Origin of the sequence: Paraburkholderia guartelaensis, from assembly GCF_004353905.1 — a bacterium.
GTDB lineage: Bacteria > Pseudomonadota > Gammaproteobacteria > Burkholderiales > Burkholderiaceae > Paraburkholderia > Paraburkholderia guartelaensis.
On sequence record NZ_SMOD01000005.1, the window covers coordinates 169,149 to 187,694 of the forward strand.

Below are 18,546 nucleotides of genomic sequence, written 5' to 3' on the forward strand. Positions count from 1 at the left end.
CTTGGGCGTGCGTCCGACCGTTTCGTACTCCACTGCAGCGCAATAATCTGCGTCGCGACTTCCGCGGTGCCGGGCAACGCTGTCCGGCGCGCTTGCGAAGGGCGCGGCGCTCGCGCTTTGGAGCCATTCACCTATCAAGGCTGACGAGACGCGATGCCACATGTATTGATTGTCGATGACGATGCGGAAACCCGCGAGGCGCTAGCGGCCGTGGTGAGCGAAGACGGTCTCACCACTGCGCAGGCAGGCGACCTGCGCGAGGCGCGCATTCAGCTCGTGCGGCAGACGCCGGACGTGGTCTTCACCGACCTGAAGCTGCCCGACGGCAGTGGCACCGACCTTTTCGAGGACCTCGACCCGCGCTCGGGCGTGGAACTCGTGGTCATCACCGGGCACGCAACGGTCGAGACGGCCGTCGATGCGCTCAAGTCCGGCGCGATCGATTACCTGGTCAAGCCGATCAACCTCCAGCGCGTGAAGGCGATCCTGAACCGCCTGCCGCGCGCGGGCGACCTCAAGGCCGAAATCGGCACGCTGCGCGGCGAGCTGCGCCGCATGGGGCGCTTCGGCCTGATGCTCGGCAATTCGCCGACCATGCAGGAGGTCTATGACCAGATCAGCCGCGTTGCGCCCACACCCGCCTCGGTCATGCTGGTGGGCGAATCGGGCACCGGCAAGGAAGTGGCTGCGCAGACCATCCACCAGTTGAGCCTGCGCCGCAAGCACGAATTCCTCGCGGTGAACTGTGGGGCGATCTCGCCGAATCTGATCGAGTCCGAAATGTTCGGTCACGAGCGCGGCTCGTTTACGGGCGCCGACCGGCAGCACAAGGGCTATTTCGAGCGCGCGAACGGCGGCACGCTGTTCCTCGACGAAATCACCGAAATGCCGATCGAGCTGCAGGTGAAGCTGCTGCGCGTGCTCGAAACCGGCATGTTCATGCGCGTGGGCACGACCAAGGAGATCGAGACCGACGTGCGCCTGATCGCGGCGACCAACCGCGACCCGGAGCAGGCCGTTGCCGAAGGCAAGCTGCGTCTGGACCTCTATCACCGCCTGAACGTGTTTCCGATCAGCCTGCCGCCGCTGCGCGAGCGCGGCAAGGACGTCGAGCTGCTCGCCCAGGCGTTCCTCGACGAGCTGAACGAGCGTCACGGCACGAAAAAGCAGTTTCCCGCGGCGGTGCGCGACATGCTGGCGGCTTACCCGTGGCCCGGCAATGTGCGCGAGCTGAAAAACTACGTGCAGCGTGCGCATATCATGTCGGGCAACGACGGCGATTTCACGGCTACCGTGCCGCTGCAGATCTCGCTCTCGAAGCCGATTGCGGGTACGGCAGTGACGATCCCGTTCGGCACCTCGCTCGCCGACGCCGATCGCCAGCTCATTCTCGCGACGCTCGAGCAGTGCGGTGGCGTGAAGACGCGGGCGGCGGAAATCCTCGGCATCAGCCTGAAGACGCTCTATAACCGTCTTGTGGAGTACGGCAACGAAAGCGCCGGCAAGGGCGATGCGCCCGCGCGCGTAGCCGGCGTCTGAGCAGCATTAGCAAGCGCGCCCGCCCAGGCGCGCTTGTACGGGCGGTACGACGCTTGCAGTGTGAGTTTCGCGTCCATGACGAGGAGCGAAAGATGCCGAGCTGCAAATCCAGTGATGCCGTCCGCGTGAAGCCCTGGCTCGCGCATACCCCGCAGCCCGATGAACCGCCGCCGGACCAGCCCGGTGAGCCCGACGTGCCTCCTATTGGCGATCCGCCCGAGCCACCGGGTGAAGTGCCGCACGCGCGACCCCGATTCGACCCTTCGGTCTCCTCTCGATTTCATCGTTCGCGTGACGCATTGCCCGCCCCGTGAGCCGTTGCTCGCACGGCCTGCCGAAATCATCAAGCGAGCCTGACGGTTTTTATGTACTAGTTACAAAGGCTCCACCATTTTTACCGGCGAATTCACGCGGCAAACCCTAGACTATAAAAAAACGCCACCGCCGCGTGGCCGCCTTCCGCTGGAGGCATCGACATGAGACATCCTGCCTTGCGCCGCTCTGCACGTTACACGGGCAAGCGTGGCCCGCGCGATTCGCAAGAGAAAAGCAGTCCGCAGCAGTCGGACGCGCCGGACCCCGCGGGCCAGAATCGCGCGGCGCCTGGCGTGCCGCCCGACGGCGAGTACAACCAAGGCGGGGCGCGGGCTGAGGGCATCGAGTACCAGCGCGATCTCGGCTCGGAACAGGACGCCTGATCCGCTTCGAACCGCAGTTCGCCGCGCGCTGCGTGCAGGCCGGTTTCCTGGCCTGACAGATCACCGGGGTATTCCGTTCTTGCGTGCTGGCCGCGCGGAATTTGCTCGCGCTATCGTATGTGAGAAAAGATTTTTGCTCCAGACCCTGCGTAACCGGCACGCGTCTTGCGTACGTACCTGAAGCATCGTCTTCGGACCCAACGAAACAGGAGGTAGAGCCGCAATGGGCAGACTGATCGTGGTATCGAATCGCGTTGCGCCGACCCAGGAGGGCCGTCCCGCAGCGGGCGGGCTCGCAGTCGGCGTATTGGACGCGCTCAAGGAAACCGGCGGTGTGTGGTTCGGGTGGAGCGGCGAGACCGTCGCGGAGCCGTGCGCACCGGTCATCGAGCAGCAGGGCAGCGTCACCTACGCGACGGTGGGTCTTACCCGGCGTGACTATGACCAGTACTACAAGGGCTTCTCGAATACGACGCTCTGGCCGACGTTCCACTACCGCAACGACCTCGCGCGCTATGAGCGCCAGGAGTACGGCGGCTACCTGCGCGTGAACGTGTCGCTCGCGCGCCAGTTGCAGCCGCTCATCGAGCCCGACGACATCATCTGGGTGCACGACTATCACCTGATTCCGTTCGCGCGCTGCCTGCGCGATCTCGGGGTCAAGAACCCGATCGGCTTCTTCCTGCACATCCCGCTGCCGGTGCCCGAAGTCATGCGCTCGGTGCCGCCGCACGAAGAACTCATGAAGTTCATGTGCCACTACGACGTGGTCGGCTTCCAGACCGGCGCCGATCGCCAGGCCTTTCTCGACTACGTCGAGCGCGGCGGCCATGGCACGGCGAGCGACGACGGCATGGTTCACGCGTGGGACCGCTTCCTGAAGGTCGGGGCGTACCCCATCGGCATCTATCCGGACGCCATTGCAAAGGCCTCGTCGCAGTTCTCCGACCGCAAGGCCGTGCGCAGCCTGCGCGAAGCCATGCGCGGACGCAAGCTGATCATGAGCGTGGACCGGCTCGATTATTCGAAGGGGCTCGCCGAGCGCTTTCAGGCGTTCGAGCGCCTGCTGCAGAACGGGCCGGGCTGGCATGGCCGCGTCTCGCTCCTGCAGATCGCGCCGCCGACGCGCTCCGACGTGCAGACCTACCAGACGATCCGCCGCAATCTCGAAGGCGAGGCGGGCCGCATCAACGGGCGTTTCGCACAGCTCGACTGGACGCCGATCCAGTACCTGAACCGCAAGTACGAGCGCAATCTGCTGATGGCGCTGTTCCGCGAGGCGCAAGTGGGCTACGTCGCGCCGCTGCGCGACGGCATGAATCTCGTGGCGAAGGAATACGTGGCGTCGCAGAATCCCGACGATCCGGGCGTGCTGGTGCTTTCGCAGTTCGCGGGCGCGGCCGAACAGTTGCCGGGCGCGCTGGTCGTGAATCCGTATGACCTGAACCAGACGGCCGAGGCACTGGAGCGCGCGCTCTCCATGCCGCACGCCGAGCGCGTCTCGCGCTACAACGACATGATGGCGTCGCTGCGCGAGAACAATCTTTCGGTGTGGCGCGATACGTTCCTCGCCGACCTGCGCAGCGTCGCGACGGCGGCTTCGGTCACGGCCCGGGCGCGCAACGCCGCGCCGGCGGGGAAAGCTTCCGTGCAAACGAGTGCGCCCGAACAGCCGCAGCGCGCAGCGCGCGCGTAGCGGCCTCGGTGAGCGGCAAGGCGGCGTGCCGCCTTTAGCCCGCTAACGTTTTCCCGACGCAATTGGATCCGCGCGGCGGCCTTCGGGCCGCCGCGTTTTTTTGCGCCCGCGTGATGTATCCGCGGTGCAGCGCGCGCTCAGATCCGCTGGCCGGTCGGCGCGGCGAACGGCATCGGCGGGCGGGTCGGATCGAAATCGGCCCAGTGTCCGTCGTGCCACTGGCCCGAGGCGCACTCGATATCGGCGGCACCACCGTCGCGCAGCAGCTGCGCGGCGAGATCCTGGTTCTCGTAGCAGACGTGCACCGAGAGCAGCACGCCGTCGCTGCGCGTCTCGCGATGGACCCGCTCGTGATGCGCCGCCATCTGCTGCGCAGCGGCTTTCACCCCCACGCTCGCGCCGATGCGCGCCCCGATCCAGGCGCCCACGCCGGCCGCGATCACGACCGAAGGCAGCGCAGCCGAGAACGCGCTGAAAATCACCACGCCCACCACGGCGCCCGCCACGGCGCCTGCCGTGATATTGCGGGTGTGATGCGGGTGCGCTGCGATGACGGTGGGTGGTGCGCCCATGGGCGTCTCGTGGGCGCCGTGGCGCGCATGCTGGCCGCGCGGATTGACGAAGAAGAGGTTGACGTCTTCTTCGAGGAAGCCGCCCGCGTAGAGCTTTTCGGCGGCGGCTTCGGCGGCGGGAAAGGTCGTGAACCGACCAGCGACGATCAGTGACATGGGAAGCCCCCTTTGCCGGATTCGGCAGGTTGACTCGCCGGGCGCAGCCGCGAATGCGGCTCGCCCTGAATCCATGTTAGTGCCTGCGCGCGCGCAGGGTTAGGCCGCGCTTAGCGCGGCGTGCGCGCCGCGGTGCCCGGCATGAGGCGCAACAGGCTCACGACTGCCGCGACGGCGGCGAAGGCCGTCGCCACGAAGAGCGCCATGGTCGGCCCGTGTTGCGGTGCAACGCCGAAGATGAGCGCGACGAGCGCCGCGCCGAGTGTCTGCCCGGTGAGGCGCGCGGTGCCAAGCATGCCGCTCGCGCCGCCGCTGCGCTCGCGCGGTGCGGAGGAGAGGATCTGCCGGTTGTTGGGCGACTGGAACACGCCGAAGCCCACGCCGCACAACGCCATGCGCCAGCAGATATCGAACACCGTGGGATGCGCGCCGAGTGTCGCGAGCGAGAGCAAGCCGAGCGCGAAGAGCGCGAGTCCGATGCCGCCGAGCATGCCGGCCGGATAGCGGTCGGAGAGCGCGCCCGAGAGCGGCGCGGCGCCGACGATGACGAGCGGCCACGGCGTCATGAGGAGGCCCGTGTCGACCTGCGAGAAACCGAAGGTCTCCTGCAGCATGAAGGGTAGCGCGACGAACGCGAGCATCTGCGCGCAGAACGAGCAGACCGAGGTGCTGATCGACAGTGCGAACACGGGGTTGGCGAGCAGGTCGACGGGCAGGAGCGGCGCGGCCTGCGTGAGCTGGCGGCGCACGAAGAACCAGCCGACCACGATCGCGAGCACGAATTCGAGCGCGACGAGACGATTGCTCTCGCCGTGGCCGAGGCCGTCGACGGCAAAGATCAGGAGGCCGAACACGATCGCGTTGAGCACGGCGCTCAAATAGTCGTAGGGCGCGGGATGCCGCTCGTTCACGGGCAGCGCGCGCAGACCTAGCGCGAGCGCGGCGATGCCGATCGGCACGTTGATCGCAAAGAGCCAGGGCCACGTCGCGATGGCGAGCACGCCCGAGGCGAGCGTCGGTCCGACGGCCGAGGCGATCGCGACGACCATCGCGTTGATGGCGACGCCGCGGCCGAGTTGCGCGCGCGGATAGATCATGCGCACGAGCGCGGTGTTCACGCTCATGATCCCCGCGCCGCCGAAGCCTTGCACCATGCGTGCGAGGGCGAGTTCGGGCAGCGTGGTCGCCAGCGCACAGCCGAGCGATGCGACGGTGAAGAGCACCATGCCGGCCAGATACACGCGCTTGTAGCCGATGCGGTCGCCGAGCGAGGCGAGCGGCAGGAGCGAGATGGTCACCGAGAGCTGATACGCGTTGACGATCCAGATCGAGCTTGCTGCGCTCGCGTGTAGATGCCGCGCGATGGTCGGCAACGCGACATTGGCGATCGCGCCGTCGAGCACGGCGAGCGTGATGCCGAGCGCGACCACGAGGATCGCGTAGTAACGCTGTGGGAAGGGCAGGCCGCTTTCGATGTCGGCGGTGGAATCGGCGGAGAGTTCGGAAAGCGTGGGCATCGACGGGAGAGGCGGCGCACGATGGACGTGCGCCGCCGGCTGGACGTTGTTTTCTGGTGTTCTCTGGCGGCTTATTTCAGTTCATAGAGCCCGACGTAGGTGGTCGAATCCACCTCGTTCAGATGCGTCATGAAGCGCGCCACCGCGTTCGTCGTTTCCGGCGTGACGGGCAGTTGCGCCGCCTTGAGCGCATGCACGCGGAAGATGTAGCGATGGGGTTTGTCGCCGCGCGGGGGTGCCGCGCCGCCGAAGCCGACCGTGCCGTAGTCGTTATGCACCTGCACTGCACCCTGCGGGAGCAGGCTGCCGTCGGCCTTGCCGGCGTTGCGGGCGAGCGAGCGCACGTCGGGCGGAATATTCACCACGACCCAGTGCCAGAAGCCGCTGCCCGTGGGCGCGTCCGGATCGTAGACGGTGAGCGCGAAACTTTGCGTGTCGGCGGGCGGTTCGTCCCACTGAAGCGCGGGCGAGACGTTGTCGCCGTCGACACCGAAGGCCCGGTCGTCGAACTCCTGCGCCTTCGGCATGAAACCGTTGCTGGGAAAGTCATCGGACCAAAGTCGGAAATCAGCCATCGGTTGCCTCCTTCGTTTGGGAATCGTGGGACGGTTGCGCCAGCACGTATGACGCGTGAAGGTGGGTGCGCAGCCGGTCGATCGAGTTTATCACTGCGGGGTCGACAGGCAGGGCCAGCTTCGCAGCGGAAGATGCGCGGCGCATCGGCTGGACGCCGCGCTTCTTGCAGCGCATGGCGAGGGCGCGTTACGAGCGCGCCTCGAACCAGGTCGACGACTCGTCTTCGAGCCACGCGGCAAGCCGCTCGACGACCGCCCGCGGATCGTGCTGCGCGCCACGCAACGCGCATTCCCAGACCACCGCCACACGCCAGCCCTGGGCTGCGAGCGCGGCGAGCGCCTTGGCGTCGTTCAGACGGTTGCGCGCGATCTTCGCGCGCCAGAACTCGGGGCGCGTTTGCGGCCACTTGAAGAGCGCGCAGTTGTGGCCGTGCCAGAAGCAGCCGTGCACGAACACCACGGCGCGCCGGCGCGGCAGCACGATGTCGGGCCGGCCGGGCAGCTCGCGCACGTCCAGGCGAAAGCGGAAGCCGCGCCGGTGCAGCAGACTTCGGATCAGCTTCTCCGGCTTCGTGTTGCGTCCGCGTATGCCGGACATCATCCGGCTGCGCGTCGCGGTATCGACGACGTCCACCATCGTCTGTCGCCTCGCTTCGGTTGGCCGCGGCGCGCGCCGGTCAGCGGCCTCCCGCCGTGGCCGTCGCCGGGGCCGCGTTGCGCTTGTTGCGCGTGGTGCGCGCAATGGCGGGAACCGTCGTCGCTTGCGCGCGCGGTGCTTCGGGCCGTGCGGCCAGCATCGCATCGAGATGCGGCATCATCGTGCGCGCGACTTCGCGCATCACCGGCATCACCACGCTGTTGCCGAACTGGCGGTACGCCTGGGTGTCGCTCACCGGAATGCGGAACGTGTCGGGCAGGCCCATCAGCCGCGCGCACTCGCGCGGCGTGAGGCGGCGCGGGCGCAATCCTTCGCCTTGATAGACGAGGATCTCCGAGCCGTCCTTGTGATAGCGCGCAGAAAGCGTGCGCGTGACGCTGTCGGGAAACGCGAGGCCGAAGCCGAAGCCGTTGCCGGCCGCGCGGTGCTTCTCGGCGTATTGCTGCAGATAGGCCCAGAGCCCCGGCGTGAGCGTGTACTTCGGCTGCACGCGGCGCGCGCCGTGATCGAAAAAGCGCTCGCCGTCCCAGGGGAGCAGCGGCTCGCAGCCGTCGGTGCGGTGCAGGATCGAGGCGAGGCGCGGGCCTGCTTCAGGCAGCGCGAGCGCGTCCCACGAGAACGCCGCCGGCTCGCGAAAGCCGACGATGATGATGCGTTCGCGATGCTGCGGCGTGAAATGGCTTCCGTCGATCACGCGGTAGTGCACGTCATAGCCAAGCTCGTCGCGCAGCACGTGGAGGATCACGTCGAACGTGCGGCCGCGGTCGTGCGAGACGAGGTTCTTCACGTTCTCGAGCAAGAATGCGGCGGGCCGCTTCTCGGCGATGATGCGCGCGACGTCGAAGAACAGCGTGCCCTGCGTGGTGCAGGCAAAGCCGTGCGGACGGCCAAGCGCGTTCTTCTTGCTCACGCCCGCGATCGAGAACGGCTGGCACGGAAAGCCCGCGAGCAGGACGTCGTGATCGGGTACGTCGGCGGCGTCCACGGCCGTAATGTCGCCGATGAACGGATGATCCTCGCCGTAGTTTTCCAGATAGGTCTTGCGCGAGAACGGATTCCATTCGCTCGTGAAGACGCACTCGCCGCCGTGTGCCTCGAACCCCTTGCGGATGCCGCCGATGCCGGCGAACAGGTCGATGAAGCGAAAGCGCGCCGCGCCGCCATTGGCGTGAGCGCCGCCTTGCAGCAGCTCGCGCAGTGCGGCTTCGAGCATCGCGGGACAGGGCGTTTCGCCTTTTTCCCAACGTCGCACGGTCTTCACGTCGCGGCCGACGTGTGTGGCGATCTGCTGTTGCGTGAAACGCTTGCGTGCCTGCTGGAGCAGGTCTCTCGGTTCGGCCGTGAGCACGGAGTCCTCGTTAGGGTATTTTTGCGGACATTATGACCGATGGTCGACCCGCGGCACCAGGAATTCCCGATGTGCGTGCGCAGACGCGCCTCGCGCAGGCGAATGCCTGGACGTGCGAACGTCGAAAATTCAGGGAGAAGTCAGGAGTGTTGCGGGCCGGCGTTTGCCTGCTTCGCCTGGGCGGCGGTGGCCGAGGCGACGTTCAGCTCGTGCAGATCGAGGATGAGCAGCAGGCTGTCGATCTCACACAGTTGGCCCTTGTTCACGTGACCGGTGTCGAGCAGGCGATGCAGGCGCTGGCGCCAGTAGAGCGCGGGGAGAATCGGGCCGCCGAAGTCGCCGGCGAGCGACAGGGGCATCACGCGACGAATGTGCGCGATATCCTGGTCGATGAGGATTGACATCATATGACCGGCGGGAAGGGGACGCGTGGACTCCATGAAGGCCATTACGGCACAAATTCCCGCTTCTTTAGGGATTTTTGACTCGGTATTTACCCCTAATTGGCCGATCAAATTCCGTTTATTCGGCAGCTGGCGGCGTCGCGCCTTGCACCTGGGCCGCGCTTTCGAAGAAACGCCGCGTCGCTTCGAACGAGTTCAGCATCGGCTCGGGCCAGGGCGTTTGCAGCATCACGGCCTGGTGGTTCTCGAACGCCGCGCCCAGTTGGCGGGCGAGTTCGGGCGAATTGAGGTGGCGCAGCAACACGCTCACGGCGATGGCGGTGGCCTGACTGGCTCCTGCCGTCTGCAGTTCGGAGGCGGTGAGGGCGGCGACTTGCTTGTTGATGTCCATGGAAAACCTGCTCGGGAAAGAGGGTGCGCGAGTGCGCGAAAGAGACGGGACGGGGATCTGCGGACCGGTTGCGGCCTTCGCGGCCGGCATACGCGGCTCGGGTGCTCGAGCGGCTGGTCCCCCTGGCAGGAATCGAACCTGCATCTAGCGCTTAGGAGGCACTTGTTCTATCCATTGAACTACAGGGAGCGCGAGGTCGAGCATGGCTCCGTTCGATCGCCATGTTTCCCAAGTGACCCGTCATGGCGCGGAGCGGCGCGCGAAGCAGTTCGGCCTTGCGGGACCGAGCGATATCGCGGCGCAGGGCCAAGAGTATAGCAAACGCGTTCGGGCGCGAAAATGACGCTTCAGCAGCTTCGGCGTCGCGTTTTATCGCTTGCCCGCGAGTCGCCGCGATCAGAACTCGACGACGGCGAACTCCGCCTTGCCCACGTCGCACAGCGGGCAGCGCCAGTCGTCGGGAATATCCGCAAAGCGCGTGCCGGCGGCGATGCCCTCGTCGGGCAGTCCTTCTTCCTCGTTGTAGATCCAGCCGCAGATCAGGCAGACCCAGCTCTTGTACTCGATTACTTCGCTCACAGCGTGTCCTTCATTTAGTCGATTCGATGCGCGGCCCGTCATGCGGCCCTTTATCTACAAGGCAGGGCGGCGCGGGCGACCCGCGATGTTACCGGAAAACGGCGCGCGTGCCGCCGTGCTATAGGGACGCTAAACGCGAAGGCCCGACCTGCGCGGCCCGGTACAATGCCTCCTTCAGGTCCACCGCACGCATCGCTTTCCATCCATGTCGCTTTACACCATCACAGACGCGCAACTGGCGTTCGGCCACGTCGCGCTGCTCGACCACGCGGACTTTTCGCTCGAAGCCGGCGAGCGCGTCGGGCTGATCGGCCGCAACGGCGCGGGCAAGTCGTCGCTGCTCACGATCGTCGCCGATCTCGCCAAGCCCGACGACGGCCTCGTCACGCGCCAGCAGGAGCTTTCGACCGTCTACGTGCCGCAGGAGCCCGATTTCGACGCCGACGCCACGGTGTTCGACACCGTCGCCTCGGGCCTTGGCGACGTGCAAGCGCTGCTCGACGAATACGACACGGTCGCGCACAAGCTCGCGGACACGCCCGAAGGCGCCGAGCACGACGCGCTGCTCGCGCGCATGAACACGCTGCAATCGTCGCTCGATCACGCCGATGCCTGGAGCTGGCGCACGCGCGTTTCCACGACGCTCGCGCAGATCGGCCTCGAAGGCGACGCCCGCGTGGGCGCGCTTTCGGGCGGTATGCAAAAGCGCGTGGCGCTTGCCCGCGCGCTCGTCGTGCAGCCCGATATCCTGCTGCTCGACGAACCGACCAACCACCTCGACTTCGACGGCATCCGCTGGCTCGAGGAACTGCTCGTGGCGCAGCGCTCGAGCCTGCTCTTCATCACCCACGACCGCGCGTTTCTCGATCGCGTGGCGACACGTATCGTCGAACTCGATCGCGGCAAGCTGCTCTCGTATCCGGGCAACTTCTCGCAGTACCAGGAGCGCAAGGCCCAGCAGCTCGAAGTCGAGCGCGTGGAGAACGAGAAGTTCGACAAACTGCTCGCGCAGGAAGAAGTGTGGATCCGCAAGGGCGTGGAAGCGCGCCGCACGCGCAGCGTGGGGCGTATCGCGCGCCTCGTGCAGATGCGCAACGACCGCGCCGAGCGCCGCAACGTCCAGGGCAACGTGAAGCTCGACGTGGCGCAGGGCGAGAAGTCCGGCAAGATCGTCGCCGAACTCACGGACGTGACCAAGCGCTATGGTGGCCGCACGATCGTCGATAACTTCTCGTCGACGGTCATGCGCGGCGACAAGATCGGCTTTGTCGGTCCGAACGGCGCGGGCAAGACCACGCTGCTGAAGCTGATTCTCGGCGAGTTGAAGCCCGACGAAGGCACGGTGCGGGTTGGCACGAACCTGCAGGTCGCGTACTTCGACCAGATGCGCGCGCAGCTCGACATGGAAAAGAGCCTCGCCGATACCATCAGCCCCGGCAGCGACTGGGTCGAGATCAACGGCGCGAAGAAGCACGTGATGAGCTATCTCGGCGACTTCCTGTTCGCGCCGGAACGTGCGCGCTCGCCCGTGAAGTCGCTTTCGGGCGGCGAGCGCAATCGCCTGCTGCTCGCGCGTTTGTTCGCGCGGCCCGCGAACGTGCTCGTGCTCGACGAACCGACCAACGACCTCGACATCCCGACGCTCGAACTGCTCGAAGAGTTGCTGACCGACTATGACGGCACCGTGCTGCTCGTTTCGCACGATCGCGCGTTCCTCGACAACGTGGTGACTTCGGTGATCGCGTCCGAGGGCGAAGGGCGCTGGCGCGAGTACGTGGGCGGCTTCACGGACTGGCAGACGCAGAGCACCCGCGCGCAGGAGATTGCCGAGGCGCGCGCGCCGAAGGAAGCCGCTGTTGCTGTGGCGGCGCCCAAGGACAGCGCGGCCGGACGCAATGCCCAGCGCTCCGTGAAGCTCTCGTTCAAGGAGCAGCGCGAACTCGAGGAACTGCCCAAGCGTATCGAGGCGCTGGAGACGGAGCAGAAGACGATCGGCGCGAAGATCGAAGACGGGTCGATCTTCGCGAAGGACGCGGCCGAAGGCACGCGGCTCACCGAGCGCTACGCGGCGATCGACGAGGAATTGCTCGTCGCGCTGGAGCGGTGGGAGGAGCTGGAGAGCAAGCGCAAGTGATGCGAGAGAAAGCGGCCTGATGAAGGCCGCTTTTTTTTAAGGCGGACGGGCGGGCCGTACTCATCCGTTTGGCCAGCCAACCCCCAAGCAAATTGCCGTGCGGGCCCAAATCAGTACAATACCTCGCGAATTCGAACAACTGGGCGAACGACTGCGCCGCCGCGAGCGCACCTGCCACCGCGGCGCGCAGCCGGTTCACCTCCTTGTTTCGTATCGGTTTTTTTGAACGCTCAACGCGTTTTCCCCGCAGATGTCCACAGGACCTGTGGACAAGCGCGCGGACAACCCCCTGTGGATCACCATGTCAACGAAGAAGTCCAACGCTGGAAACACTGGCTATAGCGAAGCGTCGATCAAGGTGCTCAAGGGCCTCGAGCCCGTCCGGCAGCGGCCGGGCATGTATACGCGCACCGAGAATCCGCTGCACATCATCCAGGAAGTCATCGACAACGCCTCGGACGAAGCGCTCGGCGGCTACGGCAAGCGCATCACCGTGACGCTGCACGCCGACCATTCCGTCTCCGTCGAGGACGACGGCCGCGGCATTCCGTTCGGCCTGCACCCCGATGAGAAGGTACCCGTCGTCGAGATCGTCTTCACGCGCCTGCACGCGGGCGGCAAGTTCGACAAGGCCGCCGGCGGCGCCTATACGTTCTCGGGCGGCCTGCACGGCGTGGGCGTCTCGGTCACCAACGCGCTGTCCACGCGCCTCGACGTGACCGTGTGGCGCGACGGCAAGGTCGCCGAAATCGGCTTCTCGGACGGCAACGTCACGAAGCAGCTCGCGACGCGCAACGCTGCGCGCGACGAGAAGAAGAGCGGCACGCGCGTGACCGCGTGGGCCGATCCCAAGTATTTCGACTCGCCCAATCTGCCGCTCGGCGAACTTCAGCGTCTGCTGCGCTCGAAGGCCGTGCTGCTGCCGGGCGTCGAGGTCGAACTCGTCATCGAGAAGACCGGCGAGCGCCAGAGCTGGAAGTATGAAGACGGCCTGCGCGGCTATCTGCTCGAAGGCATGGGCGGCGCCGACCTGCTGATTCCGCTCTTCGAAGGCGAACGCTACGCCGACGCGCGCACCACCGACGACACCTTCGCCGAAGGCGAGGGCGCCGCGTGGGTCGTGGCGTGGAGCGAGGAAGGCTCGCTCACGCGCGAGTCGTACGTGAACCTGATCCCGACGCCGGCTGGCGGCACGCACGAAAGCGGCCTGCGCGACGGTCTGTTCCAGGCCGTGAAGAGCTTCGTCGAATTGCACAATCTTCAGCCGAAAGGCGTGAAGCTGCTGCCCGAAGACGTGTTCTCGCGCGTCTCGTTCGTGCTCTCGGCCAAGGTGCTCGATCCGCAGTTCCAGGGGCAGATCAAGGAGCGCCTGAACAGCCGCGACGCCGTGAAGCTCGTTTCGTCGTTCTCGCGTCCCGCTTTGGAGCTGTGGCTCAACCAGCACGTTGAGCACGGCAAGAAGCTCGCCGATCTCGTCATCAAGCAGGCGCAGGCGCGCACGCGCGCGGGCCAGAAGGTCGAGAAGCGCAAGAGCTCGGGTGTGGCCGTGCTGCCCGGCAAGCTCACCGACTGCGAATCGACCGACATCGCACGCAATGAACTCTTCCTGGTCGAGGGCGACTCCGCCGGCGGCTCCGCGAAGATGGGGCGCGACAAGGAGTACCAGGCCATCCTGCCGCTGCGCGGCAAGGTGCTCAACACGTGGGAGACCGAGCGCGACCGTCTCTTCGCGAACAACGAAGTGCACGACATTTCGGTGGCGATCGGCGTCGATCCGCACAGCCCCGACGAGACGGTCGATCTTTCGAATCTGCGCTACGGCAAGATCTGCATTCTTTCCGATGCCGACGTCGACGGCTCGCACATCCAGGTGCTGCTGCTCACGCTCTTCTTCAAGCATTTCCCGCAGCTCATCGAGCGCGGTCACGTGTGCGTGGCGCGCCCGCCGCTGTTCCGTGTGGATGCGCCCGCGCGCGGCAAGAAGCCCGCGCAGAAGCTCTATGCGCTCGACGAAGGCGAACTCGAAGCGATCCTCGACAAGCTGCGCAAGGACGGCGTGCGCGAAACGCAATGGACCATCAGCCGCTTCAAGGGTCTTGGCGAAATGAGCGCCGAGCAGCTTTGGGACACGACGATGAACCCCGACACGCGGCGCCTCTCGCCCATCGCACTCGGCGACCTCGACTACGAGGCCACGGTCGCGCGCATGACGATGCTCATGGGCAAGGGCGAAGCGGCTTCGCGCCGTTCGTGGCTCGAAGAAAAGGGCAACGAAGTCGAAGCGGATATCTGATACGCGCAGGCGCACATACGATTACGGACTGATTGAAACATGGACGATCTCTTTGCTGAAGTGACGGACGCCCCGAACGGCGACACGCTCACGCTCGGCCACTACGCGGAACGCGCCTATCTCGACTACGCGGTGAGCGTGGTGAAGGGCCGCGCGCTGCCCGATGTCTGCGATGGCCAGAAGCCGGTGCAGCGGCGCATTCTCTTCGCGATGAACGAAATGGGCCTGGGCGACAACGCCAAGCCCGTGAAGTCGGCGCGCGTGGTGGGCGACGTGCTCGGTAAGTACCACCCGCACGGCGACCAGTCGGCCTACGACGCGCTCGTGCGTCTCGCCCAGGACTTCTCGATGCGCTACCCGCTCATCGACGGTCAGGGCAATTTCGGCTCGCGCGACGGCGACGGCGCGGCGGCCATGCGATATACCGAAGCGCGCCTGACGCCCATCGCCAAGCTGCTGCTCGACGAAATCGACATGGGCACCGTCGATTTCATGCCGAACTACGACGGCTCGTTCCAGGAGCCGAAGACGCTGCCCGCGCGTCTGCCCATGTTGCTTTTGAATGGCGCATCCGGTATCGCGGTCGGTCTCGCCACGGAAATTCCCTCGCATAACCTGCGCGAAGTCGCGTCGGCGGCGGTGGCGATGATTCGCAACCCGAAGCTTTCGCATGCGGAGATCATGGAGAAGCTGCCGGGGCCCGATTTCCCGGGCGGCGGCCAGATCATTTCGAGCGATGCGGAAATTGCGGCGGCCTACGAGTCGGGCCGCGGCAGCCTCAAGGTGCGCGCGCGCTGGAAGATCGAGGACCTCGCGCGAGGCCAGTGGCAGCTCGTGGTGACCGAGCTGCCGCCGAACACGTCGGGCCAGAAGGTGCTCGAAGAGATCGAAGAACTCACGAACCCGAAGCTCAAGCTCGGCAAGAAGACGCTCACGCCCGAGCAGTTGCAGAGCAAGCAGACCATGCTCGCGCTGCTCGACGCCGTGCGCGACGAGTCGGGCAAGGACGCGCCCGTGCGCCTCGTGTTCGAGCCGAAGACGAGCCGCATCGACCAGGCCGAGTTCGTCAATTCGCTGCTCGCGAACACGAGCCTCGAATCGAACGCCTCGCTCAATCTCGTGATGATCGGCGCCGATGGGCGCCCGCGCCAGAAGGGCATCAGCGAGATTCTGGGCGAGTGGATCGGCTTCCGCTTCGCCACGGTCACGCGGCGCACGCAGCACCGCCTGACCAAGGTCGACGACCGCATCCATATCCTCGAAGGGCGGATGATCGTCTTCCTCAATATCGACGAGGTGATCCGCATCATCCGCGAGTCGGACGAGCCCAAGAGCGCGCTGATGGGCGCATTCGGGCTTTCCGAGCGCCAGGCCGAAGACATTCTTGAAATCCGTCTGCGTCAGTTGGCGCGGCTCGAGAAGATCAAGATCGAGAAGGAACTCGCGGAACTGCGCGAAGAGAAGGCGAAGCTCGAAGAACTGCTCGCGAACGATGCGTCGATGAAGCGGCTCATCGTGAAGGAAATCGAATCCGACGCGAAACAGTACGGCGACGATCGCCGCACGCTGATCCAGCAGGAAAAGCGTGCGAGCTTCGAAGCGCGCGTGGTCGACGAGCCGGTCACGGTCGTCGTCTCGCAGAAGGGCTGGGTGCGTGCGCTCAAGGGCCACGGGCTCGATACGCAAGGCTTCACGTTCAAGGCCGGCGACGGTCTCTATGCGGCGTTCCAGTGCCGCACGCCCGACACGCTCATCGCGTGGGGCAGCAATGGCCGCGTCTATTCGGTATCGATTGCGAATCTGCCTGGCGGCCGCGGTGACGGCGTGCCGGTCACTTCACTCATCGAACTCGAAGCGGGCACGCATCTGCTGCACTACTTCGCGGCGAATGCGGAACAGCAATTGCTGCTGGCGTCGAGCAACGGCTTCGGCTTCATCGCGAAGATCGGCGACATGGTGAGCCGCGTGAAGGCAGGCAAGGCGTTCATGACGATCGACGAGGGCTGCGTGCCGCTCGCGCCGATGCCGATGCTGCCCGATGCGCTGCAGGTGGCGTGTCTGTCGTCGGGCGGTCGCTTGCTGGTGTTCGGCCTCGACGAGATGAAGACGCTCTCGGGCGGCGGGCGTGGCGTCACGCTCATGCAGCTCGACGACAACGAGAAGCTCGTGCAGGCGCTCGCGATCAGCGCGGCGGGCGTCGTGCTCGTGGGCACGGGCCGCGGCGGCAAGGCGACCGAGGACCTGATGGCGGGCGCGGTGCTGGCTCCGCAGATCGGCAAGCGCGCACGCAAGGGCCGCGCGCCGGACTCGAAGCTCAAGGTCGTGACGGGCATGCGTCCGGTGTTGCCGCAGTAAAAGTGCGGGCATATCCGGCGCGAGACGCCTCGCGGCATGGAATAATGCCGCGCAAAGGCATGGGACGGGAGTGCGTTGCACTCACTCCCGTCGACACACCGCCGATAATGACACGTTACGAGGGAAATCAAGCATGGGCCACGCGATCGCAGTCGCGCTCTTTCTGCATTTGCTGGGGGTCGCCGTCTGGGTGGGCGGCATGATCTTCGCGCACTTCTGTCTGCGCCCGGCGCTCGAAGACCTCTCGCCGCAACTGCGCCTGCCGCTCATCGAATCGGTGTTCGGCCGCTTCTTCAACTGGGTGGGCGTCTCGGTCATCGTGATCTTGCTGACCGGCGGCTTTCTGCTCATGCAGTTCGGCGGCGAGCATGCCACGTGGCAGCTGCATGCCATGGCGGGCCTCGGCGTGCTGATGATGCTGATCTTCGGCCACATCCGCTTCGCGGTGTTCCCGCGCATTCGCCGCGCCGTGCAGGCGCAGAAGTGGCCCGACGGCGCGCGCGCCGTGGGCACCGTGCGCCGGCTCGTCGTCATCAATCTCGTGCTGGGTATCGTGACGATCGGCGTCGCGGTGCTCGCGCGCGGGTTCTGATCGGTTCTCCTGCAACGTTCGCGGTCCGCGCCTGACGCACTACAGGCGCTCCGCGAGCGCATGGCGCTGCATGCAGCGCTCCATCGCGTCGAAGAACGCTTCTTCGGCCGCATTGCGCTTGCGTTCGCGATGCCACAGCAAGTGGATATCGACGTCCACGAGCCCTTCCTCCGGCGGCAGCCGCCACAGGCGCTGGCGCGCCAGATCGTCCCGCACCGTATGCTCGGGCAGGCAGCCAATGCCGTAGCCCGCAAAGATCAGCCGCCGCACCTCGTCCAGACTCGGTGACGACGCCACGATCCGCCCCGTGAAGCCGCGCTGGTCGCGAAACACCGTGAGCGGCGACAGGCTATCGCCGAGCTGGTCGCTCGTGAAGGAGACGAAGTTCTCCGCGAGCAGGTCGTCCATCGTCAACTGGGAAAGCCCGAAGAGCCGGTGATGCCGGCCGCAGAACATCGCATAGCGCTGACGCAGAAAGCAGCGCATGTCCAGCTTGTCGATGGGTGTGCGGCACAGGCTCAAGCCCGCCGTCGCGGTTTTTTGCAGCAGCGACGAGATGATGTCCGAGGAGCGCATCACTTCGATCTGCAGGTCGATGCGCGGATAGGCCGTGTGGAATTCCGCGAGAAATTCGTCGTACACGCGCGACTCGATGCGGCTCACCGTGAGCAGGCGGATCGAGCCGGTGATGTCGGCAGTGCGCTCGTCTAGCCCGGTTTCGAGCTGGGAAATCGTGCCGTAGATGTCGCTCGCAATGCGATAGACCTCTTCGCCCGCCTCGGTCGGCACGAACTGCGCGCCGCGGCGCTCGATGAGCTTGCGGCCGAGCGCGTCTTCGAGGCGCTTGAGCGCCTGGCTCACGGCCGGCTGCGTGACATAGAGCCGGGCGGCGGCGCGGCTCAGGCTGCGCTCCTGCATGATCGCGAGATAGGTGCGCAGCAGGTTCCAGTCGAGACGGTCGTTGAGAAAGCGGGTGGTGTCGGCGCGCATGGGCGGTCTCCCGGCGCGGTGGTGCGCCAAGGTATTAGTTAAATTTATG

Annotated in this window: 16 protein-coding genes and 1 tRNA gene; 7 read left to right on the forward strand and 10 right to left on the reverse strand. The window is 66.0% G+C overall.

Annotation, left to right across the window (positions count from 1 at the left end):
* Positions 1-153 precede the first annotated feature (153 nt).
* From E1N52_RS08615 to otsA, 3 genes are all read left to right on the forward strand, one after another.
* Positions 154-1,539, forward strand: a complete 1,386-nt coding sequence (locus tag E1N52_RS08615) for a sigma-54-dependent transcriptional regulator (RefSeq protein WP_133181918.1) — start codon at positions 154-156, stop codon at positions 1,537-1,539.
* 476 nt (positions 1,540-2,015) lie between these two features.
* Entirely contained in the window at positions 2,016-2,237 is a 222-nt protein-coding gene (locus E1N52_RS08625; RefSeq protein ID WP_133181921.1) for a hypothetical protein, read from the forward strand.
* Between the two features lie 223 nt (positions 2,238-2,460).
* The gene (gene otsA, locus E1N52_RS08630) at positions 2,461-3,933 is read left to right on the forward strand and encodes an alpha,alpha-trehalose-phosphate synthase (UDP-forming) (protein ID WP_133181923.1); all 1,473 of its coding nucleotides are present in this window, start codon (positions 2,461-2,463) and stop codon (positions 3,931-3,933) included.
* 137 nt (positions 3,934-4,070) lie between these two features.
* On the opposite strand, the gene E1N52_RS08635 is transcribed toward otsA, so the two are convergent.
* From E1N52_RS08635 to E1N52_RS08675, 9 genes are all read right to left on the reverse strand, one after another.
* Positions 4,071-4,661 carry a hypothetical protein gene (locus tag E1N52_RS08635; RefSeq protein WP_133181925.1) on the reverse strand — a complete coding sequence of 197 codons (591 nt, stop codon included), beginning with the start codon at positions 4,659-4,661 and terminating at the stop codon, positions 4,071-4,073.
* 110 nt (positions 4,662-4,771) lie between these two features.
* Positions 4,772-6,178 (reverse strand): MFS transporter, encoded by a 1,407-nt coding sequence (locus E1N52_RS08640; protein ID WP_133181926.1) that lies wholly within the window; start codon positions 6,176-6,178, stop codon positions 4,772-4,774.
* Between the two features lie 71 nt (positions 6,179-6,249).
* Positions 6,250-6,753 (reverse strand): YbhB/YbcL family Raf kinase inhibitor-like protein, encoded by a 504-nt coding sequence (locus E1N52_RS08645; RefSeq protein WP_133181928.1) that lies wholly within the window; start codon positions 6,751-6,753, stop codon positions 6,250-6,252.
* Positions 6,754-6,940: 187 nt separating this feature from the next.
* Positions 6,941-7,390, reverse strand: a complete 450-nt coding sequence (locus tag E1N52_RS08650) for a very short patch repair endonuclease (RefSeq protein ID WP_133181930.1) — start codon at positions 7,388-7,390, stop codon at positions 6,941-6,943.
* Between the two features lie 40 nt (positions 7,391-7,430).
* Entirely contained in the window at positions 7,431-8,759 is a 1,329-nt protein-coding gene (gene dcm, locus E1N52_RS08655; protein WP_133181932.1) for a DNA (cytosine-5-)-methyltransferase, read from the reverse strand.
* Between the two features lie 140 nt (positions 8,760-8,899).
* A complete protein-coding gene (locus E1N52_RS44570; protein ID WP_205965591.1) occupies positions 8,900-9,208 on the reverse strand; it encodes a hypothetical protein in 309 nt (102 codons plus the stop codon).
* Between the two features lie 73 nt (positions 9,209-9,281).
* The gene (locus E1N52_RS08665; RefSeq protein WP_133181934.1) at positions 9,282-9,554 is read right to left on the reverse strand and encodes a hypothetical protein; all 273 of its coding nucleotides are present in this window, start codon (positions 9,552-9,554) and stop codon (positions 9,282-9,284) included.
* A gap of 114 nt (positions 9,555-9,668) precedes the next feature.
* Positions 9,669-9,743 (reverse strand) — tRNA-Arg (locus E1N52_RS08670).
* A gap of 207 nt (positions 9,744-9,950) precedes the next feature.
* On the reverse strand, positions 9,951-10,175 hold the full coding sequence (locus E1N52_RS08675; RefSeq protein ID WP_133181936.1) for a rubredoxin: 225 nt from the start codon (positions 10,173-10,175) through the stop codon (positions 9,951-9,953).
* A 163-nt stretch (positions 10,176-10,338) separates the two neighbouring features.
* Between E1N52_RS08675 and E1N52_RS08680 the strand changes: the two genes are divergently transcribed.
* The 4 genes from E1N52_RS08680 (at position 10,339) to E1N52_RS08695 (ending at position 17,507) form a co-directional block, all read left to right on the forward strand.
* Positions 10,339-12,267: an ATP-binding cassette domain-containing protein gene (locus E1N52_RS08680; protein ID WP_133181938.1), complete on the forward strand. Its 1,929-nt coding sequence runs from the start codon at positions 10,339-10,341 to the stop codon at positions 12,265-12,267.
* Positions 12,268-12,568: 301 nt separating this feature from the next.
* Positions 12,569-14,560: a DNA topoisomerase IV subunit B gene (locus tag E1N52_RS08685; RefSeq protein ID WP_133181939.1), complete on the forward strand. Its 1,992-nt coding sequence runs from the start codon at positions 12,569-12,571 to the stop codon at positions 14,558-14,560.
* A 39-nt stretch (positions 14,561-14,599) separates the two neighbouring features.
* A complete protein-coding gene (parC, locus tag E1N52_RS08690) occupies positions 14,600-16,915 on the forward strand; it encodes a DNA topoisomerase IV subunit A (RefSeq protein ID WP_133181941.1) in 2,316 nt (771 codons plus the stop codon).
* A 133-nt stretch (positions 16,916-17,048) separates the two neighbouring features.
* The gene (locus E1N52_RS08695) at positions 17,049-17,507 is read left to right on the forward strand and encodes a CopD family protein (protein ID WP_028205772.1); all 459 of its coding nucleotides are present in this window, start codon (positions 17,049-17,051) and stop codon (positions 17,505-17,507) included.
* A gap of 39 nt (positions 17,508-17,546) precedes the next feature.
* Here E1N52_RS08695 and E1N52_RS08700 read toward each other — a convergent pair whose 3' ends face one another.
* Positions 17,547-18,497, reverse strand: a complete 951-nt coding sequence (locus tag E1N52_RS08700) for a LysR family transcriptional regulator (protein WP_133181943.1) — start codon at positions 18,495-18,497, stop codon at positions 17,547-17,549.
* Positions 18,498-18,546: the final 49 nt, after the last annotated feature.